The 20,073-nt window shown below is 46.8% G+C and carries 18 protein-coding genes, 1 tRNA gene and 1 other annotated feature; of the genes, 3 read left to right on the top strand and 16 right to left on the bottom strand.

Annotation, left to right across the window (positions count from 1 at the left end):
• Positions 1–175 precede the first annotated feature (175 nt).
• Positions 176–2,557 (bottom strand): ATP-binding cassette domain-containing protein, encoded by a 2,382-nt coding sequence (locus tag NC994_RS03295; protein WP_190441255.1) that lies wholly within the window; start codon positions 2,555–2,557, stop codon positions 176–178.
• A 164-nt stretch (positions 2,558–2,721) separates the two neighbouring features.
• Between NC994_RS03295 and NC994_RS03290 the strand changes: the two genes are divergently transcribed.
• Together NC994_RS03290 and NC994_RS03285 are read left to right on the top strand one after the other, a co-directional pair.
• Complete coding sequence (locus tag NC994_RS03290; protein WP_190429066.1) at positions 2,722–4,242, top strand: IMS domain-containing protein; 1,521 nt, start codon at positions 2,722–2,724, stop codon at positions 4,240–4,242.
• Positions 4,243–4,319: 77 nt separating this feature from the next.
• Complete coding sequence (locus NC994_RS03285; RefSeq protein WP_190441240.1) at positions 4,320–5,564, top strand: serine hydrolase; 1,245 nt, start codon at positions 4,320–4,322, stop codon at positions 5,562–5,564.
• A 307-nt stretch (positions 5,565–5,871) separates the two neighbouring features.
• Here NC994_RS03285 and rplL read toward each other — a convergent pair whose 3' ends face one another.
• The 15 genes from rplL to NC994_RS03210 form a co-directional block, all read right to left on the bottom strand.
• A complete protein-coding gene (rplL, locus tag NC994_RS03280; RefSeq protein WP_190415192.1) occupies positions 5,872–6,264 on the bottom strand; it encodes a 50S ribosomal protein L7/L12 in 393 nt (130 codons plus the stop codon).
• Between the two features lie 131 nt (positions 6,265–6,395).
• On the bottom strand, positions 6,396–6,974 hold the full coding sequence (gene rplJ, locus NC994_RS03275; RefSeq protein WP_190415193.1) for a 50S ribosomal protein L10: 579 nt from the start codon (positions 6,972–6,974) through the stop codon (positions 6,396–6,398).
• A gap of 45 nt (positions 6,975–7,019) precedes the next feature.
• Positions 7,020–7,219, bottom strand: a sequence feature (ribosomal protein L10 leader region).
• Positions 7,220–7,311: 92 nt separating this feature from the next.
• Entirely contained in the window at positions 7,312–8,028 is a 717-nt protein-coding gene (gene rplA / locus NC994_RS03270; protein WP_190415194.1) for a 50S ribosomal protein L1, read from the bottom strand.
• A 99-nt stretch (positions 8,029–8,127) separates the two neighbouring features.
• A complete protein-coding gene (rplK, locus tag NC994_RS03265) occupies positions 8,128–8,553 on the bottom strand; it encodes a 50S ribosomal protein L11 (protein ID WP_190415195.1) in 426 nt (141 codons plus the stop codon).
• Between the two features lie 9 nt (positions 8,554–8,562).
• The gene (nusG, locus tag NC994_RS03260; protein ID WP_190415196.1) at positions 8,563–9,219 is read right to left on the bottom strand and encodes a transcription termination/antitermination protein NusG; all 657 of its coding nucleotides are present in this window, start codon (positions 9,217–9,219) and stop codon (positions 8,563–8,565) included.
• Positions 9,216–9,440: a preprotein translocase subunit SecE gene (secE, locus tag NC994_RS03255; RefSeq protein ID WP_190415197.1), complete on the bottom strand. Its 225-nt coding sequence runs from the start codon at positions 9,438–9,440 to the stop codon at positions 9,216–9,218. The genes nusG and secE overlap by 4 nt, the downstream gene beginning before the upstream one ends.
• A 325-nt stretch (positions 9,441–9,765) precedes the next feature.
• Positions 9,766–9,838 (bottom strand) — tRNA-Trp (locus tag NC994_RS03250).
• 92 nt (positions 9,839–9,930) lie between these two features.
• Positions 9,931–10,293: a 50S ribosomal protein L19 gene (gene rplS, locus NC994_RS03245; protein ID WP_190415198.1), complete on the bottom strand. Its 363-nt coding sequence runs from the start codon at positions 10,291–10,293 to the stop codon at positions 9,931–9,933.
• 275 nt (positions 10,294–10,568) lie between these two features.
• Positions 10,569–11,669, bottom strand: a complete 1,101-nt coding sequence (pstS, locus tag NC994_RS03240) for a phosphate ABC transporter substrate-binding protein PstS (protein ID WP_348225571.1) — start codon at positions 11,667–11,669, stop codon at positions 10,569–10,571.
• 449 nt (positions 11,670–12,118) lie between these two features.
• The gene (locus tag NC994_RS03235) at positions 12,119–14,002 is read right to left on the bottom strand and encodes an iron uptake porin (protein ID WP_190441235.1); all 1,884 of its coding nucleotides are present in this window, start codon (positions 14,000–14,002) and stop codon (positions 12,119–12,121) included.
• Between the two features lie 372 nt (positions 14,003–14,374).
• Entirely contained in the window at positions 14,375–14,488 is a 114-nt protein-coding gene (locus tag NC994_RS03230; protein ID WP_242030645.1) for a carbohydrate porin, read from the bottom strand.
• Positions 14,489–14,557: 69 nt separating this feature from the next.
• The gene (locus NC994_RS03225) at positions 14,558–15,241 is read right to left on the bottom strand and encodes an iron uptake porin (protein ID WP_242030644.1); all 684 of its coding nucleotides are present in this window, start codon (positions 15,239–15,241) and stop codon (positions 14,558–14,560) included.
• 151 nt (positions 15,242–15,392) lie between these two features.
• Complete coding sequence (gene phoU, locus NC994_RS03220; RefSeq protein WP_190415204.1) at positions 15,393–16,058, bottom strand: phosphate signaling complex protein PhoU; 666 nt, start codon at positions 16,056–16,058, stop codon at positions 15,393–15,395.
• Positions 16,059–16,398: 340 nt separating this feature from the next.
• Positions 16,399–17,715 carry an ATP-binding protein gene (locus tag NC994_RS03215; protein ID WP_190441232.1) on the bottom strand — a complete coding sequence of 439 codons (1,317 nt, stop codon included), beginning with the start codon at positions 17,713–17,715 and terminating at the stop codon, positions 16,399–16,401.
• Between the two features lie 198 nt (positions 17,716–17,913).
• Positions 17,914–18,666: a response regulator transcription factor gene (locus NC994_RS03210; protein WP_190415208.1), complete on the bottom strand. Its 753-nt coding sequence runs from the start codon at positions 18,664–18,666 to the stop codon at positions 17,914–17,916.
• Between the two features lie 170 nt (positions 18,667–18,836).
• On the opposite strand from NC994_RS03210, the gene NC994_RS03205 reads away from it, so the two are divergent.
• A complete protein-coding gene (locus NC994_RS03205) occupies positions 18,837–19,583 on the top strand; it encodes a creatininase family protein (RefSeq protein ID WP_190441229.1) in 747 nt (248 codons plus the stop codon).
• Positions 19,584–20,073: the final 490 nt, after the last annotated feature.

Raw genomic sequence — 20,073 nt, 5'->3', positions numbered from 1 at the left:
TGGTCTTGGCTCAACAGCCGCATCCGCAAACAACTCGACCAGTTTAATTGTTTGCGAGATGCAATCGAGCATGTCTTATGCTTGTCGTCCTAATTACCTTGGCGATTGCTATATCTTAGTGAACTTTGGCTTAAAGTGTGCGGCTTCAATCGCTGGCGGATGAACGGGTTAAAAACTAAAATATATCCTTCCGCTTCTGTACCCAAAAAGTAACTGTTAAATAAACTGCCGCGTGCAGCAACAAAATACCCCAATTTAACCCTAAATTCTGCCACGTTGGCTCGTAAATAGGCGTTTTATCAAACGGCATCGGCGCAAGCGTACCATTCGGTAAAAAAATCGGATCGGGAACCATTGCATTGACATTGACTAAAGAACCATAACCGCCAATCGACCAGCGACTTAGCATCAACCAGGAAATTTTACTGGCAATTCCTTCCATCTTAAATAAAACGCCGGAAAAGATAATCTGAGGTAGTAAAAGTAAAGGTAAAGCACTATTCGCTTGACTGCTATTTTTGGCAAGAGATGAAACCAGTAAGCCTAAACTCATGCTAGTAACAAGCGTTAAAAAGGTATTGACTGCAAATCCTAAAGACCAAGGTATCAATTCAGGTTGCGGAGATTGGAAACCAATTAGAATTACTGCTGAAATTAGCAAGGTTTGCAATAAGGCCAGACCGGAAAGAACGAATATTTTTGAAGCGAGATAAGGAATTAACCCTAAATTTACCAATCTTTCTCGCAAGTAAATCGCAGATTCTTTCACAATTTCTTGCAAAGAACTGGAAAGTCCGACCCAAATCGCAGCGCAGGTAAATACAAATAATACTCGCAGCGCTAAAGGTGCAAGGGCAGGATCGGATTCGCTGCTAAGAATGAGAGGATTTTTCCCTCCAATTGCGAGGGGAATTAAGGCGATACCGATGGGAGAAGTTAGAAGAGATAAGGCGAGATAGATGCGATCGCGTCTTATCATCTTCAAGTAGCGCCCACTCAGCAAAGCCAATTGCTTTAAAGGAGAGATACTGGTTTTCTGGGGGGGAGAACTGGCGTTTTGTGGCGTATGACTGCCAGCACCGAGGGAATTAGCGACGTAGTGTTGATAATCGGGTGATTGCCGAAACTGATGCGCGTATTGTTGGACAATGGCTTCGGTGTCTTCGTCTTTATCCCGATCCAGTTGCGTGTAAATATCAGCAAAGTTATCCGTTGTTACCCCAAAAAATTTCAGTGCGTCCTCCGGGATGCCATAGTAACAAAGTCGTCCGCCGCGACCGAGAAAAGCAACGCGATCGCACATTTTGATATTCGCCGTTGCATGAGTGACTAAAATAATCGTCCGTCCTCGATCCGCTAATCTCCGCAACATCTGCATCATCTTCTTATCCAAACCGGGATCGAGTCCTGAAGTCGGTTCGTCCAAGAAAAATAACTTCGGATCGGCTAAAAGTTCTACCCCAATGCTGACTCGCTTGCGCTGACCGCCGCTGAGATGTTTGATTAAGGCATCCTGGCGATCGCACATTTCAATATCCGCCAGAGTTTTTTGCACCACCTGTGACACATCCGTATCCGGCGGGAGTCGCAGCGCCGCCGCATAAGTCAACACTTCTACCACCGTTAAATCTCGGTGCAAAATATCATCTTGCGGCACATAACCAATTTGCGTCCGGTACATATTAAAGTTTTTCTGCAAATTGTCGCCATTAAGATACACCGCACCCTTCGTCGTCTTTTCAATCCCCAATAAAGTCTTCAGCAACGTAGATTTACCCGTTCCGCTCCCCCCCACCAAAGCCACAAATTGTCCCGGTTCAATCGCCAGGGAAATGTCATCCAGACGCCGTTCGATGACCAATTCCTCAGCATCCAGGCGAATTTGATTGCCCTGGTCGAGTACCACCAGATTGTCGCCGCGTAGCACCAGGGTAAATGACCCAATGCGAATAGTTGCCCCTTGTGCCAGAACCGCAGAACCCGTTACTCGTTGCCCGTTTACAAAAACGCCGTTGGTACTGCGATCTTGCAGAATGTAACGCCCTTGAGAGTCCGTATCAATCGTGGCGTGACGTCGAGAAACGATGGGCGAATCTAACTGCATCGTGGCATTGGCGTCGCGTCCGATTTCCACCGACCGATTTTTCAGCGAGACGGGACGCGGTGGCGTCAGCATTTTGGCGCTGGAGGGATTGAAATACCTCAGCTGAATTAAATTCTGGGGATTTTGACCAATTTGAATTTCAATGCCATTTTCCAGGCGATAGCCTTCTGTGGGCGTAATCAATCGGTGATCTACAAACAACTTATTGGTACTGGGTTTGCGTCCATCGCCGTCATAAATGTAATAGTCATCCCCATCTCTATGTAAGACGGCTTGGCAAGCGGAGATGACGCGCCAATCATCTGGAACAATTAGATCGGCGAAAGCGCGATCGCGTCCCAGTATGTGTCGGTCTGCTGTCAGTTCCAAGGGTGGTAAAATCTGCCCCTGATTATTTAGCACCAAATAGGGATTGGTGCTGATAACAGTCCGCTGCCCTGGCTGGGTGGTCATTGCATTCTCTAAAAGTGGGTAACTTTTTTTAGGAAAATGAAACCTTTCCGAGGTTTCTCCTTCTTTATCCTTCTTTAACTATTGGTAAATTTTGCTGAAACTGCTAGAAATGTCCTGAATACCTGATGTTATCTTCTAAAGAAAACCTTACGCGGTGAAGGCCAATGATGCCAACGCTGTTGGACAATCGCTATCGCATAATTCAGACGCTGGGCGCTGGTGGGTTTGGCGAAACCTTTCTGGCAGAAGATATCCATATGCCTTCGGGTCGCCGGTGCGCGATCAAGCGACTCAAGCCGGTGACGAATAATCCCCAGTACCAGCTAATTAAAGATCGATTCCAACGCGAAGCCGCCATCTTAGAAGAGTTGGGCGAAGGCAATTACCAGATTCCCCGGCTGTATGCTTACTTTGCGGCTGGCGATCAGTTCTACCTAGTTCAGGAATGGATTGAGGGGGAAACGCTGGCTCAAATGGTGCAACAGCAGGGATCACTCAGCGAGAGTTCGGTGCGGGAAATTTTGGTAAATCTATTACCTGTCCTAGATTACGTGCATCACAAAGGGATTGTCCATCGAGATATTAAGCCAGCCAACGTGATTGTGCGAAAACGGGATACCAAACCCGTCTTAATTGATTTCGGGGCGGTGAAAGAAACGATGGGCACCATCATCAATTCTGAGGGGCGTACCATCAGCTCAATTGTAATTGGAACGCCTGGATTTATGCCTAGCGAGCAGGCAATCGGACGCCCACTTTTTTCGAGTGACTTGTATAGTTTGGGTTTGACGGCGATTTATCTACTGACCGGAAAACTCCCTCAATCCTTAAATATCGATCGTGACAGCGGCGAGATTCTGTGGCATCAGTACACTTTGAATGTTAGCGCCAGTTTGCTGGCGGTGCTGGATAAGGCGATTCAGTCTCATCCGAGCGATCGCTATACGAATGTCCAAGAAATGCTTCATGCTTTAGAAACTCCAGTCTCTCCAATTCCCCCCACAGTTCCTTACATTCCTCCGTCAGTCGTTTCTCCACCCCCAGAAAACACTTATCAGCCATCCACGGTGCCTTCTTACCCTCCTGAAGTTGCTTCTTTACAAACCGCTGCGGTGTCATCCTCCCAACCTGTTGCCACCAGAACTATCTCCGATTCAAGAGATTGGCAGAAGGCAGTAATTTTAGGCAGTGCGATTGGGGTAGCAATTCTGGGTGGTATTTTATTCACAACTGGAAAGTTACCAAGTTTTTTTGCTAACCGTTCTCCCAATATAGAAAACCCTCAGCAAGCTCAACAAGAAGCTGTCGCGTTAATTAATCGGTGGGTAAACAGTAAGCGAGAAATATTCGCTCCCCCCTTTAATCGTGAACTTGCTGCCGAACTGACCACGGGACAACTCTATGAGAATACCGTTAGTAAGGGCGGCTCAATGGCTTGGCTAGAGAATAACAATGCTTACTACCAATACGGCGTTCAAAAAGTCGGAGATGTTGAACAATTTATTGTGGATGGCGATCGCGCAACTATCGAAATCAGGGTAACTGAAGAACGTACTCTCTATAAAAACGGTAATATCGACCCCAACGAAACTGACTTCAAAACTCGACTGGTGCGATACACTTTGCAATCAGTAGACAGCAAATGGAAAATACTTGAATACAAAACGATCAGGGAAATTCAATAAATACCCGTGCAGTTGCTCTGTTCAAAATTATTTAAAACTGGAAATCAGGAAAACTTAAAAACCGTAAGGTGTAGCTCGTGGGTCAGCAACCACAACCAAAACCGCATAAACGTGCCCAACAAATTGCCAAATTTAAAGCCAGACGTGCAGCTCGTGCCCATCAAGTCAAGAGACGGGTGCGACGGCTGCGATTTGCGGCTTTAGCGATCGCCTCCGCTACAATCTTTACAACTTGTGGGTTAAGGTTAAATCGGTTGGTAACTCAGCGTCCAGCAGTCGTATCCGAGCAACTAAATTCTACTTTGCCGGTACTTCCCCCTTGGGCTAAAACTGCATTATTACCTCTTCCATCTCGCCTCCCCGGACGCAATCCCTCACAACTTACCTACAATGTCAAGACTCCGCGGAACTTTAAGCAGAGCCAGGAGTTAGAAGAAATTGTTGATGAGGTTGTGAAATTGGCAACTGAGAAAAACTTACCCACAAAGCCTTTATCTATTACCTTAATCAACGTTAAAACAGGTGAAATTGCCGGATATAAACAAGATACTTTGAGATATCCAGCTAGCGTCATCAAAATATTTTGGATGGTGGCTCTATATGCTCAGATAGAAAACGGGATTTGGGCAGACGAAGGTGCATTTTCTTTATATGTGTCCAAAATGATCGAGGAGTCTGATAACGAGGCAGCTAGCGTCATTCTTGACCTGTTAACCGATACGCAATCTAGACCGAAAATAGAAAATGATGAAGAGTTTAAAATATGGCTAGATAAGCGTCAACAAGTTAATCATTTTTTTAGAGAAGCAGGCTACAAAGACATTAATATTAGCCAAAAAACTTATCCAATCCCCTACCTAAGGCTTCCAGAACCTCTAGAGATTGATTTGCAAATGCGAGGCGATCCCAAAGATCCCATTCGGAATAAGATAACAACCGATCAGGCAGCTAGACTCCTGTACGAAATGTGTGGAACTGGACAGGCTGTTTCCTCAACTGCCAGCGAAAAAATGTGCGGATGGCTGAGAAGAGATTTGCGTCCAGAAATGAGGACACTAGAGTCAAAAACCTGGGGTGACTTCAACCCCATCCAGGAATTTTTTGGCGAGGCTTTGTCTGATGTGGATATTGATTTTTACTCAAAGGCGGGTTGGACTTCTTTTTCGCGCCAAGAAGCGGCATTCGTCGCAACCAGGGATGGTAGCACCGTTTATATTTTGACAGTCTTTGGTGACGATACCGCCTACGCCCAAGATAAGACAATTTTTCCCAAGATGTCTCGTTTAGTCTTCGATCGCATGGTCGCCCGGAATTCCCCCTAGGAACAAAAGAGGGATTAGATTACCTAAAAAATCACCTCAAAAAAAAAGGAGCCTTCTTTAGACTCCTGAATCGTAATTTCTGTTTAGCTTCAGGAAATCACTTCATTTCTATTCGGTGATTTTTTGCTAAGTAGGCGGATGCAATTAAATTGAAGATTTTCGTAGATTTTCGTAGGTTAGTTGGAAAAACGCAAGGAAACCCCAAATCTGCATGAGTTACGCGATCGCTAACCCATCCTACAAATAATTAATCCCGCCTACTGAATGGCTAATGGCTCATTGAAAAAAGCCATTAGCCATTAGCCTTTTACTTAACTGCTACCTTCGCACCAGCTTCTTCCAACTGCTTCTTGATATCAGCAGCTTCTTCTTTGGCAGCGCCTTCTTTAACTGGCTTGGGAGTAGATTCTACCAAGTCCTTAGCTTCCTTCAGACCCAGACCCGTGATGGTGCGGACTACCTTAAGAATGGCAATCTTCTTATCAGCTGGGACATCTTCCAGAATCACGTCAAACGCAGTTTGCTCTTCAACTGGTTCCGCAGCAGCAGCAGCACCAGGAGCCGCCATCATCATCATTCCACCAGCAGGGGCAGCAGCACTAACGCCGAAAGCCTCTTCAATCTGCTTAACGAGTTCAGAAGCTTCCAGCAGAGTCAGTGATTTTAGTTGATCGAGAATTTGGTCAGTTGTAGCAGACATTTCAAAACTCCAGTAACGTTATTTTTGTTACAGCCTGCCTAGGCAGGCTTTGTTTGTGTAGCCGCGAATCCATTCTTGAGGCGTTTAGGTAGCTGCCTTCATCGGCAGACTTTGTACCTGTAACCGCCAATTTATTCCTCAGACGCTGAGGCAGTAGCAGTTGCATCGCTTTCGCCGTTGCCACCTTCTTGCTGCTGCTCGGAGACCGCTTGTAGTCCTCTTGCCAGCGAAGCTGGAACTTCGTTGATAGCCACAGCAATCTTGGTTGCCAAGCCATTGATAGCTCCAGCAATTTGCGCCATGAGTTGTTCCTTGGAAGGCAAATCTCCCAGCGCTTTGATGTCAGCTTGGCTCAAAGCTCGACCTTCCATTACACCACCACGAAGTTCTGTCTTCTTAGTGGCTTTTTGGAAGTCTTGGTAAGCCTTAATTGCGCCGCTCAAATCGTCCTTGACTAGCAAGAAAGCAGAAGAACCTTTAAGGAATTCTGACATCGGTTGCCAGTTGGAATCACCCTCAATGGCAATTCCCATCAGCTTGTTCTTGCTCACCTTGCAAACGGTGCCGCTGGGACGCAGCCGCCGCCGCAAGTCCATAATCTCCGAAACTGATAACCCCTGGTAATCGATGACGATTGCCAGCTGAGCCACATTTAAAGTTTCTTTGATTTCAGCGACCATCGCCCGTTTATCTTCCGGCGTTCTACCCATGTATCTTTCACCTCCTTTAGAAAATGCAGAATGCCAAACCTAAAAAAGCCCAATTAAAAACCCCAGCGGTTGAGCCGGGGTTACGCAATATCCCAAGGAACCCTTTTCAGGGTTCGCATTTTTGGTGCAGCTTCTGCCATGTTGCGTGTGGCGAGAAGATTGACCTTAATGCGGTAAAGTCGCAAACCTAGGCAGGAAATTAAGCCATTAGCTCCTGCTGTCTCCGGCGCGTGCTATTCAGTTAATTGGGCTGAAAACTTTAAATCTTGCTCCTGTTGTTTACTCAATCGATTGCTCCTGTAAGGGTGGGAAACCCTTGCCCCTACAGGGCTGAATCTTAGGCAGCTTCAGTCAGCTTTAGATCGCGCAGGGCGTTGATGTCAATTTCAATCGATGGCCCCATTGTCGCAGATATGTACACTGTGCGCCAGTAGCGACCCTTGGCTCCAGAAGGACGGTTACGGTCAATCGTTTCCTGTAACGCCTTAAGATTCACGAGCAAGTCTTGAGTTGGGAAGGCAGCTTTGCCAAACAAAACGTGGACGATCCCAGTACGGTCAGCTCTGAATTCTAACTTACCAGCTTTAAATTCAGCGATCGCCTGCACTAGATCGAACGTCACCGTCCCACCTTTGGGATTGGGCATCAAGCCACGGGGACCGAGCAAACGTCCCAGTTTTGCTACCTGGGGCATCATATCCGGTGTCGCCAGCAGCAGGTCAAAATCCATCATGCCTTTTTGGATTTGGTCAATCAGCTCTTCGGAACCGGCAATATCAGCACCGGCATTGCTGGCTTCTTGGACCTTTTCCCCTCTGGCGATTACGGCAACTCGAATTGTCTGTCCAGTTCCTTTGGGCAAAGCAACGGTTGTTCGCAGCTGTTGGTCGGTATATTTGGGATCGATTCCCAGGCGGATATGCGCCTCAGCAGATTCAGGAAACTTAGCAGTGGCTGTCTCTTTTAAAAGGTTGAGAGCCTCTGTGGGTTCGTAGGGTCGATCTTCGACTTTCTTTTGCAGCTCTTGGAGCCTACGGGATACTTTCTTTGCCATATTTTTCTCCTGGGGTCACTAACGAGATGTTACCTCTCCCCCGATTGGGTTTACGTTGCCAGCTTTCCGCGTGCTTGCAATTAGCGAATCAAAGAATCGCTATTCGTTAATAGTAACGCCCATATTCCGGGCAGTTCCTTCCACAATTTTCATTGCCGCATCAATGTCGTTGGCATTGAGATCCGGCATTTTAGTTTGAGCAATTTCTTGCAACTGTGCCTTTGAAATTGACGCCACTTTTTTCCGGTTTGGTTCGTTGGAGCCTCGCTCAATGCCAGCTGCCTTACGAATCAGAACGGATGCCGGTGGTGTTTTAAGAACAAAGGTAAAACTGCGGTCTTCATAGACTGAGATTTCTGCCGGAATTACCATCCCAGCTTGATCCGCTGTTTTGGCGTTGTATTCTTTACAGAACGCCATGATATTGACCCCGTGCTGACCGAGCGCTGGTCCCACTGGCGGGGCAGGGTTAGCTTTGCCCGCATTAAGAGCTAGCTTGATGATTGCAACAACTTTCTTTGCCATCTTAACTATTTAGCTTTGTTTCTGAACCTGATTAAACTCCAATTCTACCGGCGTATTGCGTCCAAAAATGGATAGTGACGCCTTCAGCTTGCTTCTTTCTGGGCTGACTTCAATGACCTCGCCTTCAAAATCTTTAAACGCACCAGAAAGGACAATAATTTTATCTCCTGTAGCCAGATGAGTTTTCACCACTGGCTCTTGCTCGGTAGCTTGTTTAAAGATACGTTCGACTTCTGAAAAACTCAGCGGCAAGGGTTTAACGTGTCCGCGTCCCCGTCCGTAACGGCGTTTCTGTTCTGCACCGACAAAGTTAATCACGTTTGGGGTGTTCTTGACAACCTGCCAAGCTTCATCGTCCATCTCCAATTCACCATCTGCCCCAGGAGTTAGCCGCATCCGGACTAGCACGTAGCCGGGAAAGACTTTTTCTTCCGACTCCTTGCGAGTGCCATCTTTGAGCATTTTCAGGGTGCGAGTTTGAGGAATTTCCACCTGGAGAATGCGATCGCGAACATCAAGAGTTTGAATCCGCTGTTCTAAGTTTGTCTTGACACGCTTTTCACATCCAGATGCCACCTGAACGGCGTACCAGCGGGATTTTACCGAGCCATCTGACGTGTCTTCAAGTTGATTGAAATCCTGTGGATTGTCGGTTGCAAAACTCATCCGAACACCTGCTTTGCTGCCCAAGCAAAGAAACCATCAACCAGATAAATTAAAACTGCCGAAAGAGTTACCATTAACAGCACAGCAGCAGATTCGCTGAGCAATTGCTGCCGACTGGGCCAGACGACTTTATTCAGTTCGTCTTTGGTTTCCTGAAAAAAGGTTGATATATTAAACCCAGTTGTTTTTGCTTCGCTCTCGGCTTCGTTTTTCTTTGCCACAATATCTCTCCCGTTAATACAGCTCTTGAGCAGTTCATTTCTACCGCTTTTAGCTGTGTACAGCCTAATGTGCTGCCAATCCACGCAGATACCGATGCAATCGTTGGGTCTAGCACCTGAACTTAGGCAATACTGATGAACCACCTACACAACACAAGTCTACCCGAAAGTAAACGTTTTTGAGGCTGACTATGCAACCACAGGAATGCTTTCGGGCAGAGCTTTGATGCCTAAGTTCTGAGTCCCTCTATGTTTTCACTCTGTTAGCGCTGTTGCGCTACTTCGCGAACACTCTTCAGTTCTCAGTCCTGTTTTGTGATGAGAGCGCGCCCTGGAGGACTTGAACCCCCGACATCAGGTTTTGGAGACCTGCGTTCTACCAACTGAACTAAGAGCGCACAGGTGGATTTGAGAGCGAGAGGCTGAACTTTTCTCTATTTAAGTTTAACCCCTAGCGGCGTCAATCGGGAATAGCCTTGTCCAAATTGGACTACAGGCTACGGTCAAAGCGTTGTTTAACGCGAGTGGCTTTCCCAACGCGATCGCGCAGATAGTATAGTTTAGCACGACGCACCTTACCCCGACGAATAATCTTGATGCTTTCAACTCGGGGAGAATGGAGCAGAAATACCCGCTCAACGCCTACTCCCTGAAATACCCGCCGTACGGTAATCGTACAGTTAATGCTGCTACCGCCCTTGGCAATAACGACGCCTTCATAGGGCTGCGTCCGTTCTTTACCGCCTTCCTGGATAATTACCCCAACCTTAACGGTGTCGCCCACATGGATAATGGGCAACTCTTTTTTCAGATGCTCCGCTTCAATTGAGCGGATGATTTCCTGAGCGTTCATTGGTTTCGCCAAAAAGTCACAGCCTTTAATCTTATATCAAGAGCTAGGTATACGTCTACCGGGAATCTCTGAATTTTCCCAAGTTTTTACTTTTGTAGGCAATATAGTGCTAGGGGAATTCAGGATTGGAAGTTCTAGATTCTCACTCTCCAATCCCAAAAACTTCATTGTTAAGTCTTCATAGTCAAGTAGGGTAAGCAGTCCCTACTTGACTAACATTCTGGTTCAGAAAGGATTAGCCTCTTGCCGATTCGGGCAATATCTAACGCTGAAACTTACGGCTTGATGGTATCCACTGCTGCTTGAACTTTGGCTACAACAGGCTGGGGAAGAGGCACGTATCCTAGCTCTTCACTGTACTTTTGTCCTTCGTTTAACGACCACTTCAAGACATCCTTGAGGGCTTTTGCCTCGTCAGGATTCTCATAGGTCTTGTAAGCCATGACCCAGGTATAGGTGACAATTGGGTAAGAATTCTCGCCGGTTGGGTCGGTGATAGAAACTTGCAAGTCTGCGGGCAGAGTCACTGCGGCTAGCGTGTTAGCCGCGCTTTCGCTGGAGGGTTCAATAAACTTGCCCGCTTTATTTTCCAGCGCCGCTACAGGGATATTTTGTTGCTTGGCGTAGCCGTACTCGACATAACCGATGGCACCATCACTTTGCAGGAGTTGAGCGGTGACGCCTTCGTTGCCTTTGGCACCCACGCCGACAGGCCAGTTGACAGTTTTACCGTCGCCAGGGCCACTTTTCCATGCCGGACTAATCGCACTCAGATGTTTGGTGAAGACTGCTGTAGTACCGCTACCATCGCTCCGATGGATAACAGTAATCTCCCTGTCTGGTAAATTCAGCCCAGGATTGGCTTGGGTAATTCTGGGATCGTTCCACTTCTTAATTTTGCCCAAGAAGATATCGGTGTAAACTGCACGCGGTAGCTTAAGACCTTTGACATCGGGTAGGTTGTAGGCTAGAACAATGCTGCCTGCTGTCATGGGTAATAACACAGCACCCTTGCTAACCTTGGTGATTTCCTCCTGTTTCATCCCCGTATCGCTGGCACCAAAGTCCACAGTTCCCTGGGTGAACTGTTCCACACCAGCACCGCTACCAACCGATTGATAGCTGACTTGGACGTTGGGATTCTGCTTGTTGTACTCCGAGAACCACCGCTGATACAAAGGAGCTGGAAAACTGGCACCGGCACCAGTTAAGGAGACGTTGCCACCGCCACCACCGTTTGCTGCGGCAGGAGTGGCGCTACCAGGGGTTCCTGCCGTTGGACTGGTGGAAGGAGTTGTGTTTGGCGACTGACAGGCAGTCACGCTCAGTGAGAGGGCAATAAAGGGAACGAGAAAAGCCCGTCGTGTTGAATGCATTGGAGAAAACATACTGAATCTTTGAGTCTTTAAAAAGCTGACGCTGAAGAATTGTCAAAAATGCTAGGTGCATGTTCTTTCCTGGCGGTTATTGTCGTTTTATTTACTGCCAGGAAGTAGAAATGAACTAGAGCAGATGAAAACCAACTCTACAAGATAGCGTATTTACAAAATTAAAATGCTACCCCTGCCGATCTTTATGCTAGTTCTGTAAGTTTAGGTAAAGGTAAGGCTTTGGTAATCTACAGGTTAAGCAAAGATGATGATTGCCAGCAGGAAAGCGCAGATCGAAGGAGTTTTGAAGGCTTATATCTGCACGCGAAGGTGCGATCGCTTAAGTTCAGATAGGAGCGATCGCACACAGCATTTTTATTCGCGTAAATCTACCGTTTGTTGGGTCAGAGACGAGCGGGCGAGGAATCCCCCGCCCCTACCCGAAACGCAGGTGCTTAGAACTTAAAGGTTGTTCGCAGCGTTCCTACGTAGAGTGTGTCGTTATTGTCGTTGTGTTCCGGATTGAGAATCACCAACAAACCTGGGGTGAGTTCAATGTTGTTAGTCAGCCGGTAGCGATACAGAGCCTCTACATGATATGAGGTGTCCCGATCGCTACGGTTACTGACATCGTTGTCAGTCACTTTAGGCGGCATCCCAAATATGAAACCAAGCAGGTTGCCTTTTTTACCCAAGTCTGGGAAGGCTAGGCTTACAGCCCAGTTCCAAATATCTGCATTAGATCCTGTAGTTGCAAGACCAGCCGGGCTAATTTCAGCTGTAGCTACTGAGTAACCTGCCCACCCTGAAAGGTTAATGCCAGGGCCAAACCGGAAGCTGGCATTCAGTCCGTAGTGATTGCCAGAAGTCGCAATGTTCCCGAAGGGTCGATTAGCAAAGCTACTGCCCGTACTCGACATGAAGCTGACGCCTTTTTCTTGGTTCTCATAAGTATGGGCGTAAACCAAACCCACATTAAGGGCGTCACTAGGACGGAATACCAGTTGAGCTAGACCGGCATAGGCACCACTGAATTCCCCGGAACCGTTTGAAGGATCGTTACCCCGAGGCGCTAGATAACCTAAAGATAGGTTTAATGCCTTGCTAAAGTTGTAGGTCGCAGTCAACCCAGTCCCCTCAGAACCTAGTCGGTAGATGGGGTTGAAACGCCCAAAGCGGGAGATAGAGCCACTTCCACTACTCTCGAAATTGGGGTTGAAGGTGTAGACGTTGTCATTGAATTCAACGTTGGCGGCATCAATTTGGATTAAGAGCTTATCACCTAGGGGAAAACGATAGTAAAAGTCGTCAATTGCGACATCATTCGCGCTATCGCCGTCAAAACCCAAACGGGTCATGTTGGTTCCGGTTACACCTGTATTAAATGGGACGATGTTTCTAGCTTGCAGGCGGGTTCGCAGGCGGTCTTTGCCCGTGAAGCTAGTGTCAAAATTCAAACGGGCACGGTCAGCAAAAATGAGGTTAGCGTCTATGTCGCCCCCGCCAGCCCTTTCTTCACCAAAAACGTCAGCAAGCGCAAAGATAACTTCGCCAGTCAGCTTAGTCGTTGTAGAGAATTGATGGCTTTCCAGAAATGCCGTGCGACCTTCTAAGTTATCTACTCGCGTTCTTAAGGTGGCTAATTCTGCCCCAAATTCATCAATTAGCCGCTGTAGCGTCGCTAAATCTTCTTTAGTGACAAAGTCAGCCGAACTTGCCGCAATCAGTTTTTCGATTTGCAGCAAACAGGCGTTCATCCCGGCGGCAAATTCATAACGCGACAGTGCCCGGTTGCCGCGAAAGGTACCATCGGGATACCCAGCGATACAACCATAGCGCTCCACCAGGCTTCGCAGTGCTTCGTAAGCCCAATCCGTCGGTTCTACGTCTTGCAACTGCGACACGTTGGTGACTTGATCCATTGAGTCGGTCGTCCCGACTTCATTGGTGTATTGGTCGATTTGTTCTAAATCGGTGTTTTGGCTCGTGGGGACAGCATCAGCAGTGGGTTGCGCGATCGCGTTATCTGCTAAAACTGGTTTCGGACTCACTAATTCAGCTTCGGCAACCGGCGTTTCTTGGGCAGACGTGCCGTTGGTGAAAACTGGAATAGAACTAATTTCTGGTTGAACAGCCAGTTCTTGAACAGGTGTCTGCTGCGCTTGCTGGGATTGGTCGGCTGGTTTTAATAAATCAGTCACCTGGTTAGTGTCAGCTATCGGCTCGCTCGCCATTTGAGTTTCAGGCGTCTGTGCGGCAAGCGTGCTACTGCAAACTAATAAGGATGCACCTAGGATCGCTGGCCCTAATTTTAGAGTATTCCACAAAATTTTAGACATCTAATCTCCTCACACCTAACTGAACTCAAGGGAAACAATCCCGGATTAACGGAACGCTATAGGGAGTTTTCTTGAGAAACTCCATCATTATTAAACATGAAACACTGCCAACTCAAGCTCAACATTGTCTTGTAGGCGACATAATTTCCTCTAATGCTAGTTGTGTCAGTTTAGGGATAGGTAAGGATTTGGTAATCTACAGGTTAAGCAATCCTGACAATCCGCTAGCTAGGAACCCAACAAATAAAGCCGATTTAGAGGCTTTCAAGTTGCGCTCCGAATCGGCAAGAGCAAAGTTGGCGATTAAGCGATTAGATTAGTTTATGTGATTAGTTGTCAGTTGTGACTATCGATCCTCACCCTGACCGCTAATTAAAAGGTAAACGTTGTTCTAATCGTACCAATAATGATGTCATCATTATCTCTGTTTTGGTTAGGAGATGTCAGCCAGATAATGCCCGGAGTAATTGAGATGTTATTTGTCATCTGAATACTTATAGAAACCTTCAATGTGATAGGCAAAATCACGCTCGAAGTTTTCTGGGCCTGGAACATTTAGACCTTGAGAGTTGGTTCGGCCCCAGCGAGAATGCCAAGCAAATTGCCTTTTTTGCCAAAATCCGGTAAAGCAAGACCAAGGGCAAAGTTCCAAATGTCGGCATCGCCTAAGCCAATCAAACGAGCGTCAGTTTTGCCCACCCAGCCATTTAGAACAAATTGAGGGGTTAATTGGAAGGAAGCCTCTAACCCGTAAGAGTTGCTCGAAACGGGTCTGCTCAACTGAGCTTGGGTTAGACCACCTGTAGTCGCAGCAGCTAGCGTCGCTGGATTCAAATTGGCAAGACCAGTGCCAGTACCACCCATAGCAAAGCGGGGAGCATTATTGCCGCCATCATCATAGGCGTGAATGTAAGTGAGTCCAAGCTTAAATCGGTTAGTACCAAAAACTAACTGTGCCAAACCTGAGTAGTTACCATTAAAAACCCCATTGTCATCTTCGGGATTGTTGGCTGTGTTGGAGAGATAACCCAAGTCCAGCTTCAAGGCGTTGCTAATCTTGTAGTTCAAGCCGACACCAGCACCTAAAGATCCAATCCGATAAATGGGGTTGCGTTCGGCAAAGCGGGATAGGGCATTATTGCCACCGCCATTGCCTTCAAAATACGGGTCAACCGTGTCAGCGTAATAGTGATGCAGTCCATTAGCAGCAGTGAGGGTAACAGTTATATCACTTCTCAATGAGAGGGAAATACAGCGATAGGGGTCTACAGGTAGGTAGCTAGCTGTAGACCCTTATCGCGAACTGTATAGAACGCAAGTAAAAAATGCTATATGAGTGCAAGTTTACTCTTAAATCAGTATGGGCACTGCCGTGCCGTGACTGTAGCCTTTAAGACCGGGTTCCCGTGACAATGTAGGCAACTCGTTGACCAATATTGGTGGCGTGGTCTGCCATTCGTTCCAAATGCCGAATGATCAACCCCATCAACAGAATCGGTTCAACCACCCCTTTGATATCCCGCTGAAAGGCTAAGGTTTGATAAACCGTTTCGTAAGCGCTATCCACGGCATCGTCTTGCTGCTTGACAGCTTTCCCGGCGGCTGCGTCCAAATCTGCCAGCGCGACTAAACTCGACGCCAGCATGGCTTGAGCATGATGGGACATTACCTCAATCTGCGGTAGGCAAGAATGAGGGGGGTAAGGAAAGAGTTTAATCGCAATTTCTGCTAGGTCTTTGGCGTAATCACCAATGCGTTCTAAGTCGCGCACCAGCTGCATACAAGCACTGAGTAAACGCAAATCCTGTGCAACCGGAGCTTCCAGGGTCATTAAAGTTGCACAATCTAGCTCGATTTGGCGATAAAATCGGTCAATTTGTTTATCCAATAAGGGAATTTCCCTAGCGGCTGCCAGGTTACGGGAAAACAAGGCTTGATGCGAGAGGCGAAAGGAGTTTTCTACTAAGGCTCCCATTCGCAAAACATCTCTTAATAAGCCCCTAGTTCTGCGATCGAAGTGTATCCGTTCCGTATGCACGTGTTTAGAGGAAAGCATTCACCTCTGCTGGTATAAAAACAAAACGACTGTACTCTCTAAGATGGCTTAAATTTGTTGATTTGGCTGTATGCATATAGACCAAATGAAAACCTATCGTAGGATAGATGTAATTTTTAGGGGCTGATTTTGGAAGGCACAGTTAATAACTTAACGATCCGAGTTCAGGGGCTGAAACCTTTAAAAAATCATTTAGCTGAATCATGCTTTGGCGATTTTATTGTTCCAGAACCCTTTTAGATTGTGGGTTCTGTCTGACTAGCATGATTGGTTAATACTAATTTTCTTAAATTGTGCAAAAACTTGAAAATGAATATCGAAACTGCAACGATGGCTAACCTTAAATTTCAAGCGGGGATTGAAAGGAAGGTAATTCAATTTGCAGCCATGCGCCGCCGGTTTCTGGATGATTCTTCGCTTTGACGGAGCCGCCATGAGCGATGACAATTTGCCGCACAATCGCTAAGCCTAAACCGCTGCCAGTCGTTACCACAACTGACAATTCTTCAGAAGTTCCAGAGGAGTTGTGCTGACGCCGCCTGGAGGGATCTCCTCGGTAGAGCCGCTCAAAAACATGGGGTAAATCGAACTCAGGGAACCCAATCCCTGAATCAATAATATTGATTTGAACCAAGTTAGGGATATCCTTATTCGGAATAAGATTTACTTCAACACGGATAGCTCCTTCAAGGGGACTGTATTTAATGCTGTTGTCGAGTAAGTTGAGAAATACTTGGGTGAGACGAGATGCGTCGGCTTTGATGAGTAAGGTGTCGGAACCAGAATAGCTGAAGCTGAGTTGCTTTTGTCGTGCTAAAGGCTCTATTGTTTCCCAGGCAGAGTGAATTAAGCTTCGCAGTTCTACTAATTTTAGGGTGAGGTGTTTGCTGGGATCTTGCTCTAAGTGGCTTAGTTCTAGCCAGTCTTGAACTAGGTTCATTAGTCTGTTGACTTCTGGCAGGAGGCGGTCAATTAATGAGCGCTCTTTTGTAGACTGCAAGCGTTTTTGCAAGGTTTCCGTTACCAAACGGATGGAGGTGAGGGGGGTTCTGAGTTCGTGGGCTAAATCAGAAACCCAGCGATCGCGCGATTGGGAAAGTTCGATTAAAGGTTGGCGATTTTCTAGAAAAACACCTACTTGTCCGTAGGCTAAGGGCAAGCTAGATGCGCGTAAAGTAAGCGATCGCATCTCCCCAATTACCGCTGCATCCGAACAATCTGGGTGAAATACCCACTCTTGTTCACAAGGCTTTTGCTGGTGTCGAGTTTGCTCAATTAGCTGATCGAGTTCATAGGATCGCACTAACTCCAGCAGCAAACGCACCTGTCCTGGTTCCCATCGATGAAGCTCTAATAAAATGCGGGCTTGCTCGTTGCACCAAATCAACTGGTTTTCTTCATCCACCTCCAGATAGCCGATGGGTGCCACTTGCAGAATCTCTTGATTCATTTGCAACTGCGTCTTTAGCTGAAGAGACTGCTGATTTGCCAAAGCAATTCCACTGCGTAGCTGCGAAACCAGCGGTAAAGATACCCCAATGACACTTGAAGGTAGCAACCCAAGAATTTGCTCTAACTGGCGGTAAAGCTTGTTCCGCCGCCAGAGCCAAAACCCAACTCCTAAAGTTAGCCCCACAAAAAATGCGATGAGGGTCATTTAAGCTATCAGTTAAAAATACAAAGTTAGTAGAGGTGGGTGCCAATAAACGTAAGGTGATGGGAATGGTTGGGGGGAGTGATTCATAAAAACAGCGCCTCTCAACCATCGACCGCTACCAGCCATGTTTAGTTGTGCCCCTCTACTGATGAAGAAGGAAGGTTGAAAATTCACTCTTCCTTCTTCATATTGCATCTTTTAGCCGAACCGATAACCAAACCCACGTACCGTAATTACGTATTCTGGTTGGCTAGGATCGCGTTCTAATTTTTCTCGCAACCAGCGAATGTGAACATCTACTGTTTTACTGTCCCCCACAAAATCTGGACCCCACACCTGATCGATCAGCTGCTCCCGCGACCAAACTCGACGCGGATAACTCATAAATAAGTCCAGCAAGCGGAATTCTTTGGGTGATAGGTTAACTTGCTCGCCCCGAACAATCACGCGACACTCTTGGGGATAAAGCGTCACATCCTTGAATTGCAGCACTGGCGCTTGGGGCAATCCGCCAAGTCGTTGGCGTCGCAATAAGGCACGACAACGGGCAATTAACTCCCGCATACTAAATGGCTTGGTTAAATAGTCATCGGCTCCCACTTCTAGACCTAAAACTCGGTCAGTTTCAGTTGCTTTAGCACTGAGAATCAAAATCGGGACTGGATTTCCTTGATACCGTAACAAGCGACAAAGATCCAAGCCATTGACCTGAGGAAGCATTAAATCGAGAATAATCAGGTCAAAGGGGAAATCTACCGTAGCAGGGGTCTCACCCTGAAGAAATGTCAAAGCGGTACGCCCATCGGCGGCTGTTACCACCTCGAAACCTTCCTCTTCTAGAGCCAAAACTATCATTTCCCGGATGAGATCCTCATCTTCAACAATTAGGATCTGGCTTGTTCGCCCTAATTCTGGACTAGATGGGTTCTTCGGGAGGTCGAGGGAAAGCATAATTGGGGAACTTGAGAGTGTAATTCCATCCTCATTCATACAACAAAATTGCTGCCTCAGAGATTCCTTTTCGAGTACATGACCCCTCAACCCAGCTAGGATGGAGTCGGTGCGCTGTTTCGCCCAAATTTATCTTTAGCGATCGCCCAACATTTCTGATTATTCTGATTATGCTGCTGCACTTAAGTACCTGGCCTGAAGTAGAAGTCTATCTCAACCGTTCTCAGGGGATAATTTTCCCGATTGGTTCGACAGAGCAACACGGGCCAACTGGGTTGATTGGGACAGATGCAATTTGTGCAGAAGCGATCGCGCGCGGGGTTGGCGAAGCGATTGACGCAATGGTAGCCCCTACTATCAATGTTGGCATGGCGCTGCACCATACGGCTTTTGCTGGCACAATTAGCCTGCGCCCCAGCACCATGATTCAGCTAATTCGAGACTATATCCTCTGTTTAGCTAGGGCTGGATTTACCAAATTTTTCTTCATTAATGGTCACGGCGGTAATATTGCGACGCTAAAGGCGGCTTTCTCGGAAACTTACGCTCATTTAGCTGATTTAAATATTCCCAATGCCCAGTTAGTGCAGTGTCAAGTCGGCAACTGGTTCATGTGCAGTTCTGTCTACAAGCTGGCAAAAGAGCTATATAAAGACCAAGAAGGTTCTCATGCCACCCCTAGTGAAGTTGCCCTCACTCAGTACGTCTATCCAGAAGCCATTAAACAAGCGCCCCTCTCAGATCAAGTCGCTTCTGGACACCCAATTTATGGTGCTACTGATTTCCGTAACCGTTATCCCGATGGGCGTATGGGTTCTAATCCCGCTTTGGCAACACCCGAACACGGCAAGCAATTTTATGAATTAGCCGTAAAAGAACTCAGCAATGGATATCTGGAATTTTTGAATGCAAACTGAGCGCTTCTTTTCTTTATTTAGGTCTTTATTTAGGCAAATTGAGTAAAATCTGCTCAATTTCCTACTAGACCTATAAAATCGTTCTCGTTTTACGCTTAGCGGGCACTAAGAGTACACAATCCTGCCCACAAGACGATAAATGCCAGTATAGCTTTTCCAATATCCAGACCCGCTCCCAGCAATATTCCAAAAACACACCCTACAAACCCTAAAAGCAGGAACGCGCAAAAGAGCAAGCGGCGGTTGCGTCGGCTGATTTGCATGGGGTTTCCCAAAATCCATCCACTCTGCGTATCAAAATTTGTACGTGTGCTTAAAGGTGAGCTTTCGGAAGAGTTGTACATAATATTTATAAAATACAGGCGTCTACTTAAAAATACTTACATAGCTTGCTATGAATTCCCAGTAGGTTCACGGAATCTTTATCAAAAAAATATCTTGATTTACCTACAAATAGAGTAAGTAAAACTATAAAGCTGCTATTTCCTTG

Source organism: Trichocoleus sp. AS-A1 (assembly GCF_039962015.1).
In the GTDB taxonomy this organism is placed as follows: domain Bacteria; phylum Cyanobacteriota; class Cyanobacteriia; order Cyanobacteriales; family FACHB-T130; genus FACHB-T130.
The sequence above is the reverse complement of the archived record's forward strand: the minus strand, read 5'-3'. Positions and strand labels throughout refer to the sequence as shown.

Coding starts and splice junctions, on each gene's coding strand:
- rplK (WP_190415195.1), bottom strand. CDS start 8,553: ATGGCAAAGAAAGTTGTTGCAATCATCAAGCTAGCTCTTAATGCGGGC.
- phoU (WP_190415204.1), bottom strand. CDS start 16,058: ATGCTTTCCTCTAAACACGTGCATACGGAACGGATACACTTCGATCGC.
- NC994_RS03230 (WP_242030645.1), bottom strand. CDS start 14,488: ATGACAAATAACATCTCAATTACTCCGGGCATTATCTGGCTGACATCT.
- rplJ (WP_190415193.1), bottom strand. CDS start 6,974: ATGGGTAGAACGCCGGAAGATAAACGGGCGATGGTCGCTGAAATCAAA.
- NC994_RS03215 (WP_190441232.1), bottom strand. CDS start 17,715: ATGACCCTCATCGCATTTTTTGTGGGGCTAACTTTAGGAGTTGGGTTT.
- NC994_RS03235 (WP_190441235.1), bottom strand. CDS start 14,002: ATGTCTAAAATTTTGTGGAATACTCTAAAATTAGGGCCAGCGATCCTA.
- rplA (WP_190415194.1), bottom strand. CDS start 8,028: ATGGCAAAGAAAGTATCCCGTAGGCTCCAAGAGCTGCAAAAGAAAGTC.
- pstS (WP_348225571.1), bottom strand. CDS start 11,669: ATGCATTCAACACGACGGGCTTTTCTCGTTCCCTTTATTGCCCTCTCA.
- nusG (WP_190415196.1), bottom strand. CDS start 9,219: ATGAGTTTTGCAACCGACAATCCACAGGATTTCAATCAACTTGAAGAC.
- NC994_RS03290 (WP_190429066.1), top strand. CDS start 2,722: ATGATGCCAACGCTGTTGGACAATCGCTATCGCATAATTCAGACGCTG.
- NC994_RS03210 (WP_190415208.1), bottom strand. CDS start 18,666: ATGCTTTCCCTCGACCTCCCGAAGAACCCATCTAGTCCAGAATTAGGG.
- rplS (WP_190415198.1), bottom strand. CDS start 10,293: ATGAACGCTCAGGAAATCATCCGCTCAATTGAAGCGGAGCATCTGAAA.
- NC994_RS03205 (WP_190441229.1), top strand. CDS start 18,837: ATGCTGCTGCACTTAAGTACCTGGCCTGAAGTAGAAGTCTATCTCAAC.
- rplL (WP_190415192.1), bottom strand. CDS start 6,264: ATGTCTGCTACAACTGACCAAATTCTCGATCAACTAAAATCACTGACT.
- NC994_RS03295 (WP_190441255.1), bottom strand. CDS start 2,557: ATGACCACCCAGCCAGGGCAGCGGACTGTTATCAGCACCAATCCCTAT.